25 protein-coding genes are annotated in these 21,186 nt (G+C 41.8%); 20 read left to right on the top strand and 5 right to left on the bottom strand.

Annotation, left to right across the window (positions count from 1 at the left end; all coding sequences use genetic code 11):
• Positions 1-8 precede the first annotated feature (8 nt).
• The 5 genes from H540_RS0102085 (at position 9) to H540_RS0102060 (ending at position 8,210) form a co-directional block, all read left to right on the top strand.
• Complete coding sequence (locus tag H540_RS0102085) at positions 9-1,844, top strand: bifunctional homocysteine S-methyltransferase/methylenetetrahydrofolate reductase (protein ID WP_028399199.1); 1,836 nt, start codon at positions 9-11, stop codon at positions 1,842-1,844.
• Complete coding sequence (gene metH, locus H540_RS0102080; RefSeq protein ID WP_028399198.1) at positions 1,841-5,239, top strand: methionine synthase; 3,399 nt, start codon at positions 1,841-1,843, stop codon at positions 5,237-5,239. Before H540_RS0102085 ends, metH begins: the two co-directional genes overlap by 4 nt.
• Before the next feature lie 303 nt (positions 5,240-5,542).
• Positions 5,543-6,601, top strand: a complete 1,059-nt coding sequence (locus tag H540_RS0102075) for an undecaprenyldiphospho-muramoylpentapeptide beta-N-acetylglucosaminyltransferase (RefSeq protein WP_028399197.1) — start codon at positions 5,543-5,545, stop codon at positions 6,599-6,601.
• Between the two features lie 188 nt (positions 6,602-6,789).
• Positions 6,790-6,975 carry a DUF3966 domain-containing protein gene (locus H540_RS28785; RefSeq protein ID WP_051316956.1) on the top strand — a complete coding sequence of 62 codons (186 nt, stop codon included), beginning with the start codon at positions 6,790-6,792 and terminating at the stop codon, positions 6,973-6,975.
• 764 nt (positions 6,976-7,739) lie between these two features.
• Entirely contained in the window at positions 7,740-8,210 is a 471-nt protein-coding gene (locus tag H540_RS0102060; RefSeq protein ID WP_028399196.1) for a hypothetical protein, read from the top strand.
• A 41-nt stretch (positions 8,211-8,251) separates the two neighbouring features.
• Here the strand turns inward: H540_RS0102060 and H540_RS0102055 are convergent, their stop codons facing one another.
• Positions 8,252-8,563 carry a hypothetical protein gene (locus tag H540_RS0102055; RefSeq protein ID WP_028399195.1) on the bottom strand — a complete coding sequence of 104 codons (312 nt, stop codon included), beginning with the start codon at positions 8,561-8,563 and terminating at the stop codon, positions 8,252-8,254.
• Between the two features lie 232 nt (positions 8,564-8,795).
• Here H540_RS0102055 and H540_RS0102050 point away from each other — a divergent pair, with 232 nt between their 5' ends.
• On the top strand, positions 8,796-9,002 hold the full coding sequence (locus H540_RS0102050) for a DUF3912 family protein (protein ID WP_028399194.1): 207 nt from the start codon (positions 8,796-8,798) through the stop codon (positions 9,000-9,002).
• 257 nt (positions 9,003-9,259) lie between these two features.
• Here H540_RS0102050 and H540_RS0102045 read toward each other — a convergent pair whose 3' ends face one another.
• Together H540_RS0102045 and H540_RS0102040 are read right to left on the bottom strand one after the other, a co-directional pair.
• On the bottom strand, positions 9,260-9,502 hold the full coding sequence (locus tag H540_RS0102045) for a DUF2626 domain-containing protein (protein ID WP_028399193.1): 243 nt from the start codon (positions 9,500-9,502) through the stop codon (positions 9,260-9,262).
• Between the two features lie 100 nt (positions 9,503-9,602).
• Complete coding sequence (locus tag H540_RS0102040) at positions 9,603-10,301, bottom strand: helix-turn-helix transcriptional regulator (protein WP_028399192.1); 699 nt, start codon at positions 10,299-10,301, stop codon at positions 9,603-9,605.
• 223 nt (positions 10,302-10,524) lie between these two features.
• On the opposite strand from H540_RS0102040, the gene comGA reads away from it, so the two are divergent.
• The 13 genes from comGA (at position 10,525) to H540_RS32880 (ending at position 17,350) form a co-directional block, all read left to right on the top strand.
• Positions 10,525-11,571, top strand: a complete 1,047-nt coding sequence (gene comGA, locus H540_RS0102035) for a competence type IV pilus ATPase ComGA (protein WP_028399191.1) — start codon at positions 10,525-10,527, stop codon at positions 11,569-11,571.
• The gene (gene comGB / locus H540_RS0102030; protein ID WP_028399190.1) at positions 11,558-12,598 is read left to right on the top strand and encodes a competence type IV pilus assembly protein ComGB; all 1,041 of its coding nucleotides are present in this window, start codon (positions 11,558-11,560) and stop codon (positions 12,596-12,598) included. The genes comGA and comGB overlap by 14 nt, the downstream gene beginning before the upstream one ends.
• Positions 12,599-12,610: 12 nt before the next feature.
• Complete coding sequence (gene comGC, locus H540_RS0102025; protein WP_034670160.1) at positions 12,611-12,925, top strand: competence type IV pilus major pilin ComGC; 315 nt, start codon at positions 12,611-12,613, stop codon at positions 12,923-12,925.
• Positions 12,900-13,349: a competence type IV pilus minor pilin ComGD gene (gene comGD, locus H540_RS32885; protein WP_028399188.1), complete on the top strand. Its 450-nt coding sequence runs from the start codon at positions 12,900-12,902 to the stop codon at positions 13,347-13,349. Before comGC ends, comGD begins: the two co-directional genes overlap by 26 nt.
• Positions 13,273-13,680: a competence type IV pilus minor pilin ComGE gene (gene comGE / locus H540_RS31690; RefSeq protein WP_425388066.1), complete on the top strand. Its 408-nt coding sequence runs from the start codon at positions 13,273-13,275 to the stop codon at positions 13,678-13,680. The genes comGD and comGE overlap by 77 nt, the downstream gene beginning before the upstream one ends.
• Entirely contained in the window at positions 13,661-14,104 is a 444-nt protein-coding gene (gene comGF, locus H540_RS0102010) for a competence type IV pilus minor pilin ComGF (RefSeq protein ID WP_028399186.1), read from the top strand. The genes comGE and comGF overlap by 20 nt, the downstream gene beginning before the upstream one ends.
• A complete protein-coding gene (gene comGG, locus H540_RS0102005) occupies positions 14,101-14,469 on the top strand; it encodes a competence type IV pilus minor pilin ComGG (protein WP_028399185.1) in 369 nt (122 codons plus the stop codon). Before comGF ends, comGG begins: the two co-directional genes overlap by 4 nt.
• 4 nt (positions 14,470-14,473) lie before the next feature.
• Positions 14,474-14,968 (top strand): shikimate kinase, encoded by a 495-nt coding sequence (locus H540_RS0102000; protein WP_028399184.1) that lies wholly within the window; start codon positions 14,474-14,476, stop codon positions 14,966-14,968.
• Between the two features lie 49 nt (positions 14,969-15,017).
• A complete protein-coding gene (locus H540_RS0101995; RefSeq protein ID WP_028399183.1) occupies positions 15,018-15,224 on the top strand; it encodes a YqzE family protein in 207 nt (68 codons plus the stop codon).
• A 359-nt stretch (positions 15,225-15,583) separates the two neighbouring features.
• Positions 15,584-16,027 carry a TlpA family protein disulfide reductase gene (locus H540_RS0101985; RefSeq protein ID WP_028399182.1) on the top strand — a complete coding sequence of 148 codons (444 nt, stop codon included), beginning with the start codon at positions 15,584-15,586 and terminating at the stop codon, positions 16,025-16,027.
• 589 nt (positions 16,028-16,616) lie between these two features.
• The gene (locus H540_RS0101980) at positions 16,617-16,844 is read left to right on the top strand and encodes a hypothetical protein (protein WP_028399181.1); all 228 of its coding nucleotides are present in this window, start codon (positions 16,617-16,619) and stop codon (positions 16,842-16,844) included.
• Between the two features lie 153 nt (positions 16,845-16,997).
• Positions 16,998-17,144 (top strand): hypothetical protein, encoded by a 147-nt coding sequence (locus H540_RS33955; RefSeq protein ID WP_028399180.1) that lies wholly within the window; start codon positions 16,998-17,000, stop codon positions 17,142-17,144.
• A gap of 56 nt (positions 17,145-17,200) precedes the next feature.
• Positions 17,201-17,350: a hypothetical protein gene (locus tag H540_RS32880; RefSeq protein ID WP_155890911.1), complete on the top strand. Its 150-nt coding sequence runs from the start codon at positions 17,201-17,203 to the stop codon at positions 17,348-17,350.
• A gap of 9 nt (positions 17,351-17,359) precedes the next feature.
• Here the strand turns inward: H540_RS32880 and H540_RS0101965 are convergent, their stop codons facing one another.
• Positions 17,360-18,160 carry a YqhG family protein gene (locus tag H540_RS0101965; protein WP_028399179.1) on the bottom strand — a complete coding sequence of 267 codons (801 nt, stop codon included), beginning with the start codon at positions 18,158-18,160 and terminating at the stop codon, positions 17,360-17,362.
• On the bottom strand, positions 18,147-19,829 hold the full coding sequence (locus H540_RS0101960; RefSeq protein ID WP_028399178.1) for a DEAD/DEAH box helicase: 1,683 nt from the start codon (positions 19,827-19,829) through the stop codon (positions 18,147-18,149). The genes H540_RS0101965 and H540_RS0101960 overlap by 14 nt, the downstream gene beginning before the upstream one ends.
• 245 nt (positions 19,830-20,074) lie before the next feature.
• On the opposite strand from H540_RS0101960, the gene gcvT reads away from it, so the two are divergent.
• The gene (gene gcvT, locus H540_RS0101955) at positions 20,075-21,175 is read left to right on the top strand and encodes a glycine cleavage system aminomethyltransferase GcvT (protein ID WP_028399177.1); all 1,101 of its coding nucleotides are present in this window, start codon (positions 20,075-20,077) and stop codon (positions 21,173-21,175) included.
• The last annotated feature ends 11 nt before the right edge of the window (positions 21,176-21,186 follow it).

Below are 21,186 nucleotides of genomic sequence, written 5' to 3'. Positions count from 1 at the left end.
ATTGATTTATGAGCTTATTAAAGAGGTTGCAAGAAGGAATTGTAATTGGTGATGGTGCAATGGGAACATTGCTGCATTCCTATGGGCTGCAAAGCTGCTTTGAGGAATTGAATGTAACAGATCCGGAGCGAATTATACAAATTCATAGCCAATATGTAGACGCAGGAGCGGATGCGATTCAAACTCATACGTATGGAGCGAACGAAGGTAAGCTTCGCATGTACGGGCTTGAGCATGAAGTGGAGAATATTAACCGCGCTGCCGCACGAAATGCAAAGCAAGCAGCAAATTCGTCTGCTCTTGTTCTCGGTACAATAGGGGGGATGAAGCATATAGGATCGATCACTACAACAGAAGCAGAACGGGAGTTTATGCTTCTTGAACAAGCCAGTTTTCTTCTTGAAGAAGGAGTGGACGGGCTGCTTCTGGAAACGTTCTACGATGAAGTGGAATTGCTTCACGCTCTGCGTGTGCTGCGAAAGCAGACGAAGCTCCCTATCATCGCACAGGTAGCCTTGCATGAAGCAGGACTTACACAAAGCGGCCGATACGTAGAGGATGTGCTGCAAGAACTATTGAACAGCGGCGCAGACGTGGCAGGACTTAACTGCAGGCTCGGTCCGCTTCATATGATTGAGTCAATGGAGACCGTAGCTCTCCCTAAGAGCGGTTTTTTATCTGCCTATCCGAATGCAGGGCTTCCGAAATATGCAGATGGAAGATTTGTATATGAAGGCACCGCTGATTATTTTAAAGATATGGCAAATCGTTTTATTGAGCAAGGCGTGCGCTTGCTCGGCGGCTGCTGCGGCACGACTCCTGCACATATTCGAGCGATGAAGGAAGCTCTGTCGGAGGCTGTTCCTGTGATAGAAAAGGATGTGAAGTACCGGACAACTCCAGTAACTGTATCTGCATCGCCTATTGTGCACGGATCCTCTTTAGCTGAAAAAGCGAAATCGGAAACAACGATTATTGTAGAACTCGATCCTCCGAAAACCTTGGCGACGCAGCGTTTTTTTGAAGGGGCAAAGGCATTGAAACGAGCGGGGGCGGACGCTATAACTCTTGCAGATAACTCTCTCGCGAGTCCGCGCATATCCAATATGGCTATGGGGGCCATGCTGACACGCCATAATATTCCTGTATTGACTCATTTGACGTGTCGAGATCATAATTTGATTGGGCTCCAATCGCATTTGCTTGGCTTATCCTCATTAGGAATGAACGAGGTGTTGGCACTAACAGGAGACCCTGCCCGTGTCGGGGATTTTCCGGGAGCGACTTCCGTATATGATGTTTCTTCGTTTGAACTCATCCGCATGATTAAAGAGATGAATGCGGGACGCTCGCCGTTAGGAAAAACAATCGGCACTCCTACAACTTTTTCAGTAGCAGCAGCTTTTAATCCAAATGTCCGACACATAGATGCGGCTGTAAGAAGAATGGAAAAGAAAGTTGAAGCAGGGGCGGATTATTTCTTGACGCAGCCTGTTTATGATAGAGAAGTGCTGTTAAAAACGCATGAAGCCGTTAAGCATATGAAACAGCCTGTATTTATTGGCATTATGCCGCTTGTCAGCAAGCGCAACGCAGACTTTCTTCATTACGAGGTGCCGGGCATTACGCTTCCGGAAGAAGTGCGAAACCGGATGGATGGGCATGCTACGCCTGAAGAGGCAATGAATGAAGGGATTCGGATCGCCAAAGAGCTTGTAGAGGAAGCGATGAGCTTATTCCACGGCATTTACCTGATTACACCATTTTTGAGATATGAAATGACAGAAACGCTTGTCCGTTACGTGAAGGCAAAACAGAAGCAAAGAGAGGAAGCAAATGTATGAAGTCGATTGAGCAGGCGTTAGAGGAACGTATTCTCCTATTAGACGGAGCAATGGGAACGATGATTCAGCAGGAGGATTTGACGGCTGAAGATTTCGGCGGCGAAGAATATGAAGGATGCAATGAATATTTAGTAAAAACAAGACCGGATGTCATTGTGGCTATTCATAAGGCCTATATAGAGGCAGGCGCTGATATTATTGAGACGAATACATTCGGGGCTACGAATATCGTATTAAGCGATTATAATTTAGAGCATTTGGATGAAGAATTAAATGAAAGGGCGGCGCAGCTTGCGAGGCAGGCTGTGGAGGAATCAAGAAAAGCTGTATATGTGGCAGGAGCAATGGGACCTACTACGAAAGCTATTAGTGTTACAGGGGGCGTTACGTTTGATGAGTTAATTGAGGCGTACCATAGACAAGCTCGCGGATTGCTCCGCGGAAATGTGGATGTCCTCCTTGTAGAGACGAGTCAAGATATGCGAAATGTGAAAGCCGCAACGATTGGGATTGAACGTGCATTTGAAGAGATGAATGTCAAAGTTCCTCTAATGATTTCTGGAACAATTGAGCCGATGGGTACAACACTAGCCGGTCAAACAATGGAAGCTTTCTATCTTTCCATTGAACACTTAAAACCTTTATCTGTGGGCTTGAATTGTGCTACAGGTCCGGAGTTTATGAGAGATCATATCCGTTCACTTAACGGTCTTTCGGAAAGCTATATTTCTTGTTATCCAAACGCAGGTTTGCCGGACGAAGATGGTCATTATCATGAATCCCCAGAATCGCTTGCTAATAAGGTAAAGGGATTTGCAGAAGAAGGCTGGATGAATATTGTAGGCGGCTGCTGCGGAACTACACCTGCCCATATCCGTGCAATGAAAGAGGCGCTCAGTACGGTAAAACCGCGACAAAGGAAAGCACGTCAAGGTCATGGGGTGAGTGGTTTAGAGGCGCTGCAATATGATGATTCCATGCGCCCGTTGTTTGTTGGAGAGCGCACGAATGTTATTGGTTCGCGTGCATTTAAGAGGTTAATTGCCGAGGGGAAATTTGAAGAGGCTGCGGAAATTGCGCGTGCTCAAGTAAAGAGAAACGCACATGTTATCGATGTTTGTATGGCCGATCCGGATCGAGATGAACGAGAGGATATGGAAAAATTCCTGCAAGTGGTTACGAAAATGATTAAAGCGCCGCTTGTAATTGATTCCACAGATGAAGCGGTAATGGAACGGGCGCTTACGTATTCGCAAGGAAAAGCAATCCTAAACTCTATCAATTTAGAAAACGGCGAGGAACGTTTTGAAAAAGTCGTTCCGCTTCTTCATAAATATGGAGCTGCGGTGGTTGTTGGAACGATCGATGAAGAAGGGATGGCCGTAACTGCTGAAAGAAAATTAGAAATTGCAAAAAGAAGCTATGAATTGTTAACGAAAAAGTATGGCGTTCGTCCTTCGGATATTATTTTTGATCCGCTTGTATTTCCGGTCGGTACAGGAGACGAACAGTACATTGGCTCAGCGTTCGCGACTGTTGAAGGATTACGGCTCATTAAAGAAGCGTTGCCGGAATGCTTGACGATGCTTGGGGTAAGTAATATTTCCTTTGGCTTGCCGCCTGCAGGACGGGAAGTGCTTAATTCTATCTTTTTATATCATGCAACAAAGGCAGGCCTGGATTATGCTATTGTAAATACAGAGAAATTGGAGCGATATGCATCCATACCTGATGAGGAAAAAGCATTGTCAGATCGCTTGCTGTTTGAAACAAATAAAGAAACATTAGAGGAGTTCACTGCTTTTTACCGTGTAGCGAAGAAGAAGGAAATTGTGGCGGCTGAACAATTAACTCTTGATGAGCGGTTAGCCAGCTATATCGTTGAAGGCACGAAGCAAGGTCTCGCTGAAGATTTACAAGCGGCACTCGATGAGGGACGAAAGCCGCTCGATGTTATTAATGGACCGCTTATGACAGGAATGGATGAGGTTGGCCGCTTGTTCAATAACAACGAGCTAATTGTAGCAGAAGTATTGCAAAGCGCAGAAAGCATGAAAGCAGCGGTTGCTTATCTAGAACCGTATATGGAAACGACAGAAAGTGCCAAAAAAGGTAAAGTACTGCTTGCAACTGTAAAAGGCGATGTACATGATATTGGGAAAAATCTTGTAGAAATTATTTTATCCAACAATGGTTTTGATATTATTAATCTTGGAATTAACGTTCGTTCGGATCAGCTTGTACAAAAGGTACAGGAGCATAAACCGGATATTATCGGATTATCAGGTTTGCTTGTTAAATCTGCCCAGCAAATGGTTTTAACAGCGGAAGATTTGAAAACATCGAACATTGATGTGCCAATTTTAGTGGGCGGAGCCGCGCTGACACGTAAGTTTACAGAAACACGGATTTCCCCTTCCTATAACGGACTCGTATTATATGCAAGCGATGCGATGAATGGGTTAGATCTTGCGAATCGTCTGCAGAAGCCGGAAGAGCGAAGCAAACTTTTGCAAGAAAAGAAAGAGCGAAAGATACAAGTGGTTGTGCAGGAGAAGCCGAAAGAGACAGCTCCTATTGTGCTGGAGCCGCTGCCAAAAGCAGAAGTGCTCGTTCCGGACTCTTTAAAACGGGTTGTGCTTCGTGATATTCCAGCCTCCCATGTTGCGCCGTTTTTAAATAGGCAAATGCTTCTTGGACATCACTTAGGAATTAAGGGGAGCGTTAAAAAGCTGCTGCAAGAAGGGGATAAGAGGGCGCATGAGCTGAACGATCTAATTGATGAACTGCTGCATGAGGAAGAAAGCTGGCTTCAGCCGAAAGCTGTATATCAATTTTTCCCTGCGCAAAGCGATGGCCAGCATATTTACGTATATGATCCAGAAAACCCGCGCCGTCTGCTTGAAACCTTTACCTTCCCGCGGCAGCAAAAAGCGCCGTACCGCACGCTTGGAGATTATTTGCGCCCCGTAGGAGATGCTATGGACTATGTCGCGTTCTTTTCTGTTACAGTTGGAACAGGTGTGAGAGAAGTGGCAGAGGCATGGAAAGAGAAGGGCGATTATTTGCGAAGTCATGCCATTCAGTCGCTTGCTCTTGAATTGGCGGAAGGCTTGGCGGAAAGAACACATATGCTCATTCGGGACCGTTGGGGTTTTCCAGACGCTGCAGCTATGACAATGGAAGAGCGGTTCCGTGCGAAATATCGCGGCATTCGTGTTTCCTTCGGCTATCCTGCTTGTCCTGAGCTTTCCGATCAGGAAAAATTGTTCCGTTTGCTGCGCCCGGAAGAAATCGGCATCCGATTGACGGAAGGCTACATGATGGAGCCGGAAGCGTCCGTTACGGCAATGGTATTTTCTCATCCGGATGCAAGATATTTCAGCGTAATGTAAAGTTTATGAAAGTATGCAGCAAAAATGTACTATAATGGAATAGGACATTTTTAAGAAAGGCAGAGCCGGCTCGTTCAGGTGCTGCCACTAGAGGTTCTCAGTGCAGCACCTAGCCGGCGGAGCTAGACATCAAGAAAGGCAGAGTCGGCTTGTTCAGGCGCAGAACTAGAGGTTCTCTGATCGAAAAGGCGCTTTTTGCCTTTTTGTGTCGGAGGTTCTCTAGTGGCAGCGCCTAGCCGACGGAGCTAGACATAACTCCGAAATCTTATACTTTCTTATCTTTTTTATAAAGGAGCTGCAAAAGTGAAAACTATCGTGTTTACAGGCGGAGGATCCGCCGGGCATGTGACCCCGAATTTGGCGCTTATTCCGAAGCTGCAGGAGCGGGGCTGGAATGTGCATTATATTGGATCGAAAAATGGAATTGAAAAAGATATTATTGAAGGAGAAGGCATTCCGTATTCTGGTATTTCAAGCGGAAAGCTGCGCCGATATTTTGATTTGAAAAACTTCAAAGACCCTTTTTATGTCATGAAGGGGGTAATGGAAGCGTATTTTCTAATTCGCAAGCTGAAGCCGGATGTGATTTTCTCAAAGGGAGGATTCGTTTCCGTGCCGGTCGTGATTGCGGGCTGGATGAATCGGGTGCCTGTCTTTCTTCATGAGTCGGATATTACCCCAGGTCTTGCCAACAAAATTGCACTTCGATTTGCGACGAAAATATTCGTTACATTTGAGGAAGCGAAGAAGCATCTTCCAGAAGGCAAAGCTATTTATACAGGCTCTCCGATTCGCGAGGATATTTTAAATGGAAATCGGGATAAAGGATTGCGTTTTCTTAGTTTTACAAGCACAAAGCCGGTTATCACAATCATGGGCGGGAGCTTGGGAGCGAAGCGTATTAATGAAACGGTACGTCAATCCTTGCCTCAGCTTCTTGAAAAGTTCCAGATTGTTCATCTTTGTGGAAAAGGAAATCTGGACGAAGCGCTTGAAAACGCGCAGGGCTATAAGCAATTTGAATACGTAAGCAGTGAACTGCCTGATATTATGGCGGCAACGGACATGGTCATTTCACGGGCTGGATCCAATGCCATTTTCGAATTCTTAACGCTGCAAAAGCCGATGATTCTTATTCCGCTGCCAAAGTCTGCAAGCCGCGGCGACCAAATTCTAAACGCACAGTCGTTTGAGAAAAAAGGCTACTGCCGCGTTGTATACGAAGAGCAGTTAACAGAAGAAGCATTGCTGAAGTCTGTAAATGAGGTATACGAGTACCGTCTTCGTTACAAGGAGAAAATGCGAGGCTACTCTGCCGCAGGCTGTCTGGAAGACATCATCACATATATTGAGGAAGCATAAAAGAATGACCCTGCTTGGCAGGGTCATTTATTTTTGCAAGTATCCGCTGCCAAAGTCTGCAATAATCTGCTGTCTAAATCAAAAGTATTCGAACCTTCTATGAAATTGTGTTACAATAACATAGATTTTACAGAAGGAATTTCATGCCTGTTTCCGGACAAAACAATAAGGGAATTAGGAGGTGAACCATGGGACTTAGTCTCTACGATAATGTTGTTCTGATGGTGTGTGTTTTATTGTGCATTGCAAGTGTATTGTATTATGCCATTAAAAGGTTCGTGCAAGAAAGAAAGCTGAAGCGATCAGAGATTGCAGCTGAACTTGATATTTTATCTGAGAAATTATCTGAAAAACAAGGAGAGAGACATCAATAAATGACGCTCTTCTCTTCTGGGCTAGAGAATTTCTCTATCATCCCTTTTGTAATCCCTCATTATTTCTACATGATGTGTTTCTTTTATCTTTTATAAAATCGTATCAGTCATTTCCATCTCCATTTCTATTTCTATTATATTATGAAATTAATATATTTAGAAAGTTGATAGTAAGGGAAGTGCTGAATATCTTATAATTTATATATTATTCAATTGTAATTTCGGCGTTTTCATGTGCTATGTGCAACCAAAAGGGAATATTGTATGTTTCTTCTTTCTGGTTTATCCTTGCATGAACCACTACAAAGGTTTGACCGCTACTGCACGTCGCCGGATGATCTCTACCCACTATAAAAAAACGTTTTTTTTATTCACTTGTATATATATGCATTGAGGTGTAGAGAAAATGAATAAGCCTGCCCCTTATCAGAAAGAATATGTATCGTAAATGGTAGAAGCCAGCGCAGATGCGATTGAAGGTTTATGCGCTTTTATATAGCTTCTGGCTTTGCGAATAAAGAGCGTATTCAAAAGCTTTCCGGCATACTGAAGGAAGAAGGGTAGATTCATACGTATGATTGGACGCAAAAGACGGAAGCGGATATCGAACTGGGAATGGCTCTTGCTCTCGCAAAACCCGTTTTTCTGTCTTGCTACTACATTTATTATTTTCCTGATATTATAGTATTTTTAGGAGATGTAGAGGAATTGGGTGCATTTCTTATTAAAAGTATACATACTTACTCTGATAAGGAGCGAATACAATGAACAAGGAAGCTTTATTTTTAACAATTGTGCAGCAAAGTGAATTTAAAAAAGGCGCATCTCTTGCACAATTAATGTGCTTTGAGAGTGAAGAAGCTGAAGAGCTTGTAGATGATTACGGATATGAAGCGATTTTGGCGCGTGAGCATGATGATGAGCTAGAAGATATTTTAGGAGAAGAGCTGTTTAACGAATTAGAGTATCGTGTTTTTGCAGAGGGAAGTTCAAGGGACAAGCTCATTTCATTTGTGAACGGTTTAGGGTTTCATCTTTTGGATTGGATTGTCATATTAGAAACGGAGTGCGGCATACCGAATGAAGCGTTTACCCCGGACGTTACTAAAAAGATGGAGAGGCGGCTGCCTCATTTTCCTTATCTGGATGAAGAGAAGACCATTTTTGATTTAACTGTACGAGAGACAGCGGAGCTTTTGCAGCAGGTGACGGACGGACAAGCTCATATGAAGTAACAAAAAAAGAATGTGCATTGGCACATTCTTTTTTTGTTACATTAAATTACCAGCTTTGGGACATCGGTCTTATATCGTTTTTCGAGCAAAGCATTCAATTCCTCTGCACATTGTGTACACTTCTCTAATCGCTTTGTAACTTCCATGAGCTCTACACTATTGGACGTTTCAATCGGATGGACGCGTACGCTGAATTTTTGAAATTGGTTGCTGTATGTGATGGTTACGTAGTTATTCATGATATCCGAGTTGTTATGAAACTGAAATTGCTGCAGTTTCGGGCAATATTCCGCATCTTCAAATCCAAACTTTTTCAAATGCTGAATGACTTGGGTTATTACTGTTTTCTTCATTGTCATCCCTCTTCAATTTTTTCATGGTTCTTACACACTACATTGTAATCGTAAAACGAGCAATCTTACAATGAAACCGCACTATTTTTTACAAGCTTTTTATGGAGCAGAAATAAATTAAAAGATATTGTAATAAATCTTGCAACATAGAAAAAAGAAAAATGGAAAGGGACTATTTTTCTTGTCAAATCATATATATACAGAAATGAAGCAAGAAAAAGAGGTGAAGAATTTGAATTTTGATATTATAGGACAAAAAGCATACGTCAATCATGGCCCGCATCAAAACCAAATGGGAATCGTAATGCGCAAAAGTACATCAGGGTATGAGCTGATTATTGGAAACCATACTACATTAGATGTGGAGCTGAAGGATTTAGTATTGGTAGATGTGGATTTTCGAGAATTTCACGACTGGTGTGAAAAAAACGGGATGTGAAAGAGGACGAGATGTCCTCTTTTTAATCGTTCATCCCGGAAGCTGTTTTAAAGCTGATACTGCGTGAGAATCATATGCATCACCGTAATGTTTACTCCTATTAATAAAGTATTCATGGTAATCACCTTTTTTGTAGAATATATCTTCAGATATATTATTAAACCTATAAGTTAACTAGGGTATATATCTGGACAAAGGGAATTTCATCAGAAGATATAAAAAAAAGAAAAAGCGACGGACTTTGCCGCCGCTTTTTCTTAGTGCTCGATTCCTGGAACGAGCAAGAACGTTGTATAATATGTAAATCCGATAAAGAACACAGTTAAATAAGCTCCAAAGACGTAAATATACATACGTTCTGTTAATTTCAAATAACCTAAAATAACAAAGAAGCCTGTTTGGACAAAGAATAAAAGCGCTGTTGAGTGCATATCACCCAAGTAAAACATAACCGCGAAAATTCCTGTCCAGAAGCCTAGAACGCGAAACATGCGATCCATTCATTTCCCCTCCCCTTTTGAACGCATAATCCCCTCCGTATATATTATAAAGTAATTTTCTTACTATTGTAAACATTTACAATATACTAGAAATTGTATTTTAGTGAATGTGAAGCTGATAATCGCATGATTTGCAATTTGTCAGCATATTTTCATTGCTGATTAATTCAATATCGGTAAATAATGTTTCAAAAATACCTTTCATTATTGCGCCGTGCATGCTGCAAACTACGTGCGCACGATTTTGCGCCAATTCTTTAAAAGGACAGTTATATACTTGATAAAAAAATTTTTTTTGTGTTTTATTTACTTCAAATTCAGGAGAAAGCCCGGCTGCAGCGAACGCTTCTTTTGCGATGTTTGCCTTTTCCTCAAAAGAAAGCTCATCTTCTGTCATAGCGGCATTCAGCAAATGACGCTCCAGAAGCTCTTTTCCAAACTTCTTTCCTGTTTCGTACAAGGCTTTATTTCCTGCTTCACCAAGGCTGAGAAGTGTATCAAGCGCAATTTGCGAAAGCAATTGATAGTCGCGGAACGGGAACTGCAATTGGATGACATCTTGAGATAGGCGATATAACCGGCTCGGTCTTCCGCCTTTTCCTGTTTTCTTCGTTTCAGATACAAGCATATTCACATCTTCAAGCTTCGTCAGATGAAGACGGGCAACGTTCGGATGAATATGAAATTCGTCTGCCACCTCTTGTACTGTTACATCATCGTGTTTTTTAGAAATATATTGATAAATGTAGTATCTTGTCGAATCAGATAACACGTTCGTCACTTTTAATACTTGCTTCATTGCAATCGCCGCCTTCTGTACTTTGTAAGGGATGCCAACATTATAATATGGAAAATATTATTTAATAACAAAATTTCACAAGGATTCATGAATTGTTCATATTTGCATATAGTGTCAATACTTTGTGGATGCCAATATAGCAGAATGCACTGGGAAAAACGGTATTTTGCTTCATTTTCTTCTTTTTGTATGTATGGTATATAAGAAGAGAGGAGGCGAAGACATGAATACTATTGAGCAGTTTGCAGACACCGTTATAAAAGAATCTTATGATTTAAAGGCATCTGACATTCATATTGTGCCAAGGCATCATGACGCAATGATTCAAATGAGGATTGACCGGGATTTGGTTACAAAGCACATCATCACAAGAGCTTTTTCAGAAAAATTGATTTCGCATTTTAAGTTTTTGGCATCTATGGATATAGGAGAAAAGCGAAAACCGCAAAATGGCGCATTAGAAATCCAGGCAGAATACGCGCATCTCCATCTTCGTTTATCTACCCTGCCCACTATGAACAATGAAAGTCTCGTAATCCGCATTCATTTTCAAACAATGGTTCAGCCTCTTTCACAATTAGCCCTATTTCCGAGTTCAGCTAAAGCGCTTCTTTCTTTTCTCCACCATTCACACGGTCTTATTATTTTTACAGGACCAACGGGTTCAGGCAAAACAACTACGATGTATTCCTTATTGCATGCAGCACAGCATGAGCTGAACCGCCGAATCGTTACGCTTGAAGATCCTGTTGAAAAAAGAAGCGATGGCATGCTTCAAATTCAAATTAACGAACGTGCCGGCATTACGTATGCTGCAGGTCTAAAAGCGGTGCTGCGCCATGATCCCGATATTATTCTAGTTGGAGAAATACGGGATGAAGAAACGGCGAAAGTAGCTGTGAGAGCCAGTTTGACAGGCCATTTGGTTCTGACGACACTGCATACAAATGACGCAAAAGGCGCTGTTTTGCGTCTCCTGGATTTTCATATTACTCATGCTGAAATTGAACAGTCCCTGCTTGCTGTTGCCGCCCAGCGTTTAGTGGAAATTAAATGCCCTTTCTGCCAAGGAAAATGTTCTTCTCTTTGCAAGAAAATGCGTAAAGTAAGGCGTTTGAGCGTATACGAGCTGTTGTATGGCGGGGATTTAAAACAGGTCATTCTAGAAGCAAGAGGGAAAAAGGGCGTATACAGCTATGCTACATTGAAGCAAGTCATGAATAAAGGCTATGCTCTCGGATATATAGAGGAAGAAGATGTTCAGCGGTAAAAAAACCTCTGTATGGAAACTGAGCGAGCAAGTTGTTCTGCTTCGTCAACTAGGGAGCTTGCTGGAAAAAGGATATTCGCTTTGGCACGCGCTTGAATTCCTCCAGCTTTACTTAAGCGAAAGGAGGAAAGCACAACTAAGAGAGGCGGTAGAGGAATTAAAAAAAGGAAGCAGTCTTCATGTTGTATTCACAGGACTTTCCTTTCATTCCGATTTATTGGGATATTTGTTTTATGCAGAGCAGCATGGAGATGTAGCGTTTGCTTTAAGTCAAGGAAGTGCTATTTTAGAACGAAAAGAGAAGCACCTGCAAAAAATGAAAAAAGCTCTTCAGTACCCTATATTTCTCCTCAGCCTTCTCATCGGGATGGTATGGCTGTTTAATACTGTCCTTTTGCCCCAGTTTTCAAGTTTATATCATTCTATGCAAACTCCTTCACAGCTTTCTGATGCCATTTTGTCTATTCTGTATGCTTTGCCGTATATATGTATCATGCTTGCTGGTGTATTCGCGGCGGCGCTGGCAGGCTACTTCTTATATTTCCGAAAACTGGATTCTAATCAACAAATGAACATATGGATTCGCATTCCATTCGTACGAGGTTTTGTTCTATCTCTGAACTCGCATTATTTTTCTGTACAAATCAGCAGTTTACTGCAAGGCGGATTATCAGTGCGAGAAGTATTTATGCTCATGGAGCAACAGCCCCATCATTCTTTTTTTCGGTCAGAGGCAAAAGAAGTGAAACATTTGCTTGCCAGCGGAGAAAAGCTCGACAGCATTTTGGAGCAGCGGCCGTATTACGAAAAAGAGCTTTCTTATGTTGTTATACATGGACAAGCCAGCGGAAATTTAGGAAAAGAGCTGGCAGATTACAGCGATATGGTTGTAGAAAAAGTGGAAAATCGCATCAACAGGCTTGTTATGATCATACAGCCTATCTTATTTACATGTATTGGTGTCATCATTGTCCTGATGTATTTGGCTATGATGCTACCCATGTTTCAAATGGTGAATTCCATATAAGGGGGAATGAACATGAATGAAAAAGGATTTACCTTGCTCGAAATGCTTTTGGTACTCGTGGTGATTTCGGTTTTGCTGCTGTTAATTATTCCGAGTGTGGTTACACAAAAGCAGACCGTAAATGCAAAAGGCTGCAGTGCACTAATGAAATCTGCAGAGGCACAGGTGCAGGCTTATCAACTAAATAATGACAATAAACTGCCGACTATTGCTGATTTAGTTACGGGAAAATACATCACAACAGGCACATGTCCGGACGGAAAAGTGATGCAAGTTAAAGATGACGGAACAGTCGAAGCTAATGATCCATCAAAACCAGCGTCATAAAGAAGCGGGCTTTACCTTTTTAGAAGCGCTTTTTGTACTGAGCATCGTTTCTTTAATCAGCATTATCACGCTCAGTTTATACCCAAAGTACGAAAGCCGCAAAGCAGAAGATTTTTTGGAACAGTTTCAACGGGATCTTGTGTTCATGCAGCAATCTGCGATAAGTCACAACGTTCGTCATAGGCTGCATTGGTTTGCTGCAAACCATCGGTATGTCATTACAAAAGGAGATACAGGAGCACTTATTGTGCGCGACTATGATCCTGATGTACAAATCAGGTTTGATACGCTGGCCGCTCCTATTATTTACGGTCCAGACGGAAACATCAATAAAGGCGGAACGATGTATGTGTCCTACAAAAACAAGAAATACAAAGTTGTCTTCCAGCTTGGGAAAGGGAGGTTCTATTATATTCGCATGTGAAAAAGGATTCACCCTGCTGGAGATGATGGCATCGCTCAGTCTTTTAATGGTCCTTTGTACGCTGGTCTTTCCGCAGGTTATTTTGCTCATGAGGGAGGAAAAGAACACGCAAATTCGTCATGAGGCCCATGTGCTCTTAAAAGAGCAGATTTCATCCTACTATATGGATTCTGCTTATTCGCAAACATTTACAAGTGCTGTGGCAGGGACGGTTTATGAGGTATTGTGGACGGATGTGCAAGAACGCAATGAAAAGCGAGTATGCATGATGTGGAACGATATGAATCAGCAGCGTCAGGAGAGATGTGTACATGTTCGGGGAAAAGAATAGTGAGAGCGGCTTTACGCTCATTGAAATGCTTGTTTGTCTTTTAATCCTCTTTTTTCTCGTTATGGCAGTGCCGCATTTACAGCCGATTCTCAAGTCTTCTTCCCCGAAGAAATTCAGTGCATTTGAATGGACTTTGTATTTAGAACAAATCCAAATGGAATTTCGTGAAGCACAGCAGGTAAGTGTATATGACAGGAAGCTCGTTTTACACGATGAAAACGGAATTCTTGTTTCGCATGTGATTCAAGGAAACTATCTCGTTCGAAAAGTAAATGATAAAGGCAATGAGATTTTGCTGCAGAATGTAAAAAATATTTCGTATGAATTATTGCCCGCTAAGCTTATCGTTCATGTTGAGGATGTAAACAATGAAAGGCATATTGGGAGCGTTACAAGATTTCATTCCTTGGAGGGCGGAACGTGAGAGAGGAGAAAGGTTTTACAATGCCGGCCACGATTATATTCTCCTTTTTTCTTTTTGCTTTTCTTATATATGAAGCAAATTTGCTTATGCTGGAGAAAAAGTTTTATAAAGAAGCGGAAGAAATGCTTATTCTTGATGTTTTAATGTACCGGACCATTCAGGATGTGAAAAGCGATATACAAACAGCCGGCTCATTTTCGCATACGTATTTGTATGCGGAAGGAAGCGCAAATGTATCAGCAGCTGGTTCATCCATCATTTCAGTAGCCGTTGAATGCAAAACGAAACAAAACCGGACATACAAAGCGAATTTTCAGTATAATAAGGACAAAGAACAGATGATAAATTGGTCAGAGGAGAGATAAAGCAATGAAGGCTTTGTATGTAACAGGTTTTATGGGGTCAGGAAAAACAACCATTGGCAGAGCGCTGAGCGAACGATGGAACGTACCTGTAATTGATACGGACGAGCAGGTAGAGATGAGAACAGGAAAACGAGTTCGTGAAATTTTTGAACAGGAGGGGGAAATGGCCTTTCGCCGATACGAAACGGATATATTAAAGTCGTTGCCTGCAGAAAATATCATTATCACAACCGGCGGAGGAGTTGTTGGGAAAGAAGAGAATCGGCGCTGGATGCAGGAGCACGGAACTGTGTTATATCTATACTGTGAACCGCAGCATATTGTCCAAAGGCTGCGAGGCGATACAACACGACCGCTGTTTCAAGAAACGGAGTCCTTCTTTGCGTTGTTTCGTTCCAGACAAAGCTTGTATGAGGAAGCTCATTATACTGTAGACACAACAAATAAAGCGATTGAAGATATTATAAACGAAATTGAAGAAACGATTAAACGTAAATAAAGTGGGCATACTGCTATACTAGAGAACCTTATATTGGCGGTGAACAAACATGTCTACTAATGATTATGTGAAGTTTGTGACGCAGCAGTTTGTGACATATATGGACAGCCCAAAGCAAGATCGAAAGCAAAAACGGCAGCAGCGCCGAAGCGAAAGAGAACCCTTTTTGAGCCGCTGGTTCGGCGTTTTGCCTCTTAGCATTGCTTTACTGTATCGAAAATCGGCTGATGAGCAGGATGAGAAACGAGCGGAATAGATATACAAAAAAACACCAAGTCAATTGGTGTTTTTTTTGTATATAGGAGAAGGTATGGAAATACATATGGTAAAAAGACAAGGAGCAGAGTGATGTTAAAAAAGAAGCGTCAAATTGTAATAATGGTGCTGTTTAGTTTATGTATCGGCGTGGTGACCGGATGGATTACCTTTATGATGATATTTGCCCTGCAAATATTGAGCGTGAAGTAAATACGCTCCTCCTCATTAATTGAGAAAAGAATTCAAATTAAAATTATTATAATTTAATGTTGACTTTAAAAAAGAAGTAGATATAATAACAATTATAATCATTTTAAATAAAGAATTTATATTGTTTATATAACAGGGGGAGTTTTCATGAAACTGCGTGAACCAATGCCATCTTTAGAAGGAGCAACTCATGTGCTGAATGACACAGTAACGAGAGAAGACTTAATTGGAGATGCTCCAACTTTAATTCACTTCTGGTCTGTAAGCTGCCATTTATGTAAGGAAGCAATGCCGGAAGTAAACGAGCTGCGTGATGAATATGACGATCGTCTGAATGTAGTGGCCATTCATATGCCCCGTTCTGAAGATGATTTAGATTTGGCTGTAATTGAAAAAGTGGCAGAAAGTCACGATATTATTCAACCGGTTTTAGTGGATAATACACATTCGATTACAGATTCATTTGAAAACAAATATGTACCTGCATACTATGTATTTGATAAAGAAGGAAAGCTTCGCCACTTTCAAGCAGGCGGAAGCGGCATGGCGATGCTGCGTAAACGTCTTGAGCGTGTATTGAACGAAGCATAATAAAAAACCGATTGCTATTTGGGCAATCGGTTTTTAATTTCCATAATTTATCATTTTTAGCCAAGAAGACTCCTTCCTCAATTTGTGTAAAGGTGCATAGCACCAACAAATAGGTAGGAGATGAATTGGCTTTTTGTGTAGCAAAACACATGTTTACATGGTAAAATATCCCTGTGCAGATTGCACATTGAAAACTGAACATATGAGATTGGTACGAGAAATGCTTCGTACCGTAAAATGTTCAAGCAACATTCGTCCATGCGAACTGAAGTCGCGAAAACCAAGCAGAGTAGGTTCGTATGCCGTGTCCAACGTATAGGATACAAAATGTTGAACCGTAGGAACTACGGGGAGTTTCGTGTTCGCAGGAATCTCCCACTTCTAAACGAAGTGAAAGTGGGAGTAGTTCAAGTAATGGTTGTATTTCGAAATAATTGTTCACAAAATCGCCTTAAATAAATGTAAGCATAATCCTAATGTTGTTTTATAATGGAACTATAAATTTTATTCGGCATACATTATTGTGAAATGAATAACATATGTTGATCATATGGATAAATGTAAACGTTATCAAAAATGGGGTGAAACAATGAACAAGTTCTTTTTTAACCATCATCCAGCATCTGTAGAGGATACGAAGCTGATTGAATACGCGGAGGCGATATACGGAAAGGGCGGCCGTTCTGTACTGGAAAACTTGATGGCAAAAGCATCAATTCGTTTGCGTGACCGGTATCCTTATAAATCGGATGAGCAGATTACGCATCTTGTGAATCAAGGTTTGTATGAAATGTTCAGTAAATATGTAGAAGAGTAGCAAGAAGGTGTATACGGTGCACCTTCTTTTCTTTTTTGATGAGAACCAGATATGATGAAAAAGGAGGGGATTATCAAGCACGCATGGAGTTGATGTATAAATTTATCCCGACAACATAACCTACAAATAACTTGAATGTCGGGAGGTGGAGACATGAGTAACGGAGCAGGGGGCTCAAAAAAGAATGAACCAAATGATGCAAATCATGTAAGCGCCCGTACAAAAGCGTACCAGAAACGTATGACACAGCACCAGCAAGAAGAGCATAACGATGGACGAAAGTATAATGGGAAAGTGTAGGCTATTGACTTCGGTCAGTAGCTTTTTTTAAAGAAATGATAAAATGTAGCGTTCTTTTGCTTCATAAAATTGCAGAGGCTGCCACGCTTCCGCATGAATCCATTCGCTTAATGGGGGCAATCACGAGTGAACAAGTAATAGAAGCGATGCGCGCTGTAGAGCAGTTCAGTTTTTTGTATAAGAAAAATAAAGCTCCTTCCCAATGAAGGAGCTTCTTATAAAGTAATGCGATGTTGTGTCAGGTAAAACAATCCGCCGTTAATGAGTTTAATGACAACTTTAGGTTCATATTGCTCCTGCAGCGCTTGCTTTTCTACCTTAAAGCTGTCCGGCACTTCATCCATACCATCGTAAAACTGGTTCAACAGCTGCAAGTCGTGCTGCCAGCGCCCTCTCGCTTCGTCTGCCCATGTATGATCATCATCGGCAATCAGTGTTTTCAGCGCTTCTTCCATTCGGATCAGTCCGCTTTGCGGTTTAATAATTGGGCTTAAAGTAAAGCAAAAGTCAGGTATTTTCGGAGTCAAAGGTATGGTCTGCAGCGTTTCGTGAAAGCCGCTCACCATTGTTCCTGTAAGAAGATGAAGTCCGAGAGAATACAGCATATCTTTTTTGCGGTCGCATTGATAGGACACCTTCACATTAATGCCGAGCCATGGATGAAGGGGAGCGTTTATATTCCCGTTCGGACGTACATCTTCATACAAGCGGATGTAAGAACCAAGCTCCTGTGCTGTTCTAAAAATTTGATGGAGCCGCGGAGAGCCGTAATGAACAGCTTCTCCTTTCAAGTCCTCTGAAGCTTTATTTTGATCCGTAATAAAGGTAATGCGCATTGGATTCGGCGTCCCGCCTGTTTTTTCAAGATAGTGCCAATAAAAAGGGCGGTTCATTAATAGTTTATCCATTTCAATCGTAAGCTGCACATCTAGAAAATGATCCGTTTGTTCTAGAATGTCGCAATGATTTGCGGTGAAGAAACGATGTAAATAATCATGAATTTCATGTTGCTGCATAACGATCGACTCCTGTATCGCTGCGGCGGGCAAAGTCGATAATGGATGTTAAGTTATCCATTTTGATGCGGATTTCGCCCTCGCTCTTAGAATGGGTGAAGATTTCTTGAATATGATCTTCAATGTTTTTCATATCGATCCTGGTGAGGATTTCATCGAGTTCTCCAATAACACGTTCAAATAAATCAATTTTTTCATATAGAAGCTTGAGGATATGCTCTTCGACCGTATGCTTGGTTGCCATGTTATAAATATGCACATCGTTTTGCTGGCCGAGGCGATGGATACGGCCGATGCGTTGCTCCAGCCTCATTGGATTCCACGGCAGGTCATAGTTAATCATGTAATTACAAAATTGCAGGTTGATTCCTTCTCCGCCGGCTTCTGTTGCGATGAGCACCTGCGCGTGATTTTGAAACAGCTCCTTCATCCAGTCCTTTTTGCCTCGCTTGAAACCGCCGCGAAACGGCACAGAAGAAATGCCGTGCTGTTTCAAAAACCATTGCAGATACATTTGAGAAGCGCGATATTCTGTGAAAATCACTACTTTATCATTGATGTCTTTAATGATTTCAAGCGCTCGATTTGCTTTTGAGTTGGACGGGATGCTGTTAATATGCTCCATGAGCACACCAATATAAGGGTCTATTGCATAATCCGGATTTTCCGCTTTTCGTTTTTCAACGAATTTCTTTAATGAGAAATATACAGCTTCCCTGCTGCTGCAGGCTTCTCGCTTTAATGTCAGCGAGGAGAACGCCGAGGTAAAAGCGTTTGCAGATTTCCAATTAGAAATTGCATCATACAGCGCGCGTTCTTCGTCATTAAAGTCGACAAATTCGGTATGGACGTGCCGTTTCGGCCATTCGATTCCTGTATCATTGCGGCGATTGCGCACCATCACTTTATTGATCAGCTCCTTTAGATGCTGATCTGTTTCAAGCGTTCGGTTTTTAGAGGCGTAGTACTCCTCGAAGTTTGATTGATTGCCAAGATGCCCTGGTTTTAATAGCGATACGAGATTAAAGATTTCATCAATTCTGTTTTGAATCGGCGTTGCCGTCAGCAATAGACAGAATCTTTTTTTTAGTAGTTGGGCAAACTCGTAGTTTTTTGTTTTATTATTTTTTAGCTTATGCGCTTCATCAATAATAATAAGGTCGTATTCGAGGTTCAAAACGATGTCGCGGTGCGGTGCACGTTTTGCCGTATCAATGGACGAAACGATTACATCAGCTTGTTCCCATGAATAGCTTTTTTTCTGCGCGACCGCCGGGATATAAAATTTTGTGTTGAGCTCGTACGTCCACTGTGAAACGAGGGAAGCAGGAACGAGAATGAGCACCTTTTTGACAAGTCCGCGAATCATATATTCTTTTAAAATGAGTCCAGCTTCAATCGTTTTTCCCAATCCTACTTCATCGGCAAGAACCGCCTTTCCGTTCATATCTTCCAATACGGTGCGCGCAACCTCCAGCTGGTGAGGAAGGGGCGTTAAATGCGGCAGAAATTTTGGCGCCTGCAGCCCTTCAAAGGAAGGGATGAGGAGCTGCTTTTCAGTTTCATATGCAAGATTGTATAGTTCCCAGTTTGTCCAAGGACCATCTTCTGTCACACGCTGTAAAAAATCTTCGTGCCACGAGCGGTCTGTCGTAATGTCAACGTTCATTCGCTCTCACCCTCTGTAAATTCGGAATTATTTTTTTTGTTAGAATATTGATGAAATAGAATGAAAAATGTTAGGATAATGTTGTGTAAAGAGTATGGAATCTTTCGTATTTTATCCGGAAATGCTGATTTTTATTTACGCTTTCACAAAAAAATATAACAGGATTCCGTATATCTAACATTTTTGGCACCAAAATGTTTAGCTGTTTGCAAGTTTGTTATAGGCAGCGCAAGGAGGAGAAAAGCATGATGACGTTACACCGTACACCGCTATTCGATGTGTACGCCAAATACGGAGCGAAAACAATCGACTTTGGCGGCTGGGATTTACCTGTTCAATTCTCAAGCATTAAAGAAGAACACGAAGCCGTTCGCACGGCAGCGGGGCTTTTTGATGTCTCTCATATGGGAGAAATAGAAGTAAAGGGAACTGATAGTCTTGCCTACTTACAGCGGATGCTGACAAACGATATCGCGCTGTTAAAAGACGGAGGCGCGCAATACACGGCAATGTGCTATGAAAACGGCGGCACTGTAGACGATTTATTAGTTTATAAGAAAGCGGACAATGACTATTTGCTTGTTGTAAATGCTGCTAATATTCAAAAAGACTATGAATGGCTTGCGTCCCATACAGAAGGAGACGTAACAGTAACGAATGTTTCTGATAAAATCGCGCAGCTGGCGCTTCAAGGACCGAACGCGGAAGCGATTTTGCAAAAGCTGACAAATGAAGATCTGAAAGAAATAAAGTTTTTCAAGTTTAAAGATAATGTAGAGTTTGATGGAATGAAAGCGCTTATATCCCGTACAGGATACACGGGCGAAGACGGATTTGAAATCTACTGTAAGAGTGAAAATGCCGCTGTACTTTGGGATAAGCTTCTCGAGGCAGGAAAAGAAGACGGTTTGAAGCCATGCGGCCTTGGTGCACGCGATACGCTCCGCTTTGAAGCGACGCTCGCTCTGTACGGACAAGAGCTGACAAAGGATATCACACCGATTGAAGCAGGTATCGGCTTTGCGGTAAGAACGAATAAAGAATCTGATTTCTTTGGAAAAGAAGTGCTGAAAGAACAAAAAGAAAACGGTGCGCCGCGCAAACTTGTAGGCATTGAAATGATTGAACGCGGTATACCGAGAAGTCACTATGAGGTATTTGTCGGTAAAGAAAAAATCGGAGAAGTAACGAGCGGTACACAATCACCAACGTTAAAGAAAAATATAGGCTTGGCGCTTTTGGATGTGAAATATACAGCATTAGACACGGAAGTGGAAGTGCTGATCCGCGGCAAACGTGTAAAGGCAATCATTGTTCCAACACCATTTTATAAGCGTTCTAAGTAGGAGGGGTAATC

The sequence above is a fragment of the Ectobacillus panaciterrae DSM 19096 genome (assembly GCF_000430785.1).
In the GTDB taxonomy this organism is placed as follows: domain Bacteria; phylum Bacillota; class Bacilli; order Bacillales; family Bacillaceae_G; genus Ectobacillus; species Ectobacillus panaciterrae.
Note: the sequence above shows the minus strand (reverse complement) of the source record. Positions and strands in the feature narration are given on the sequence as shown.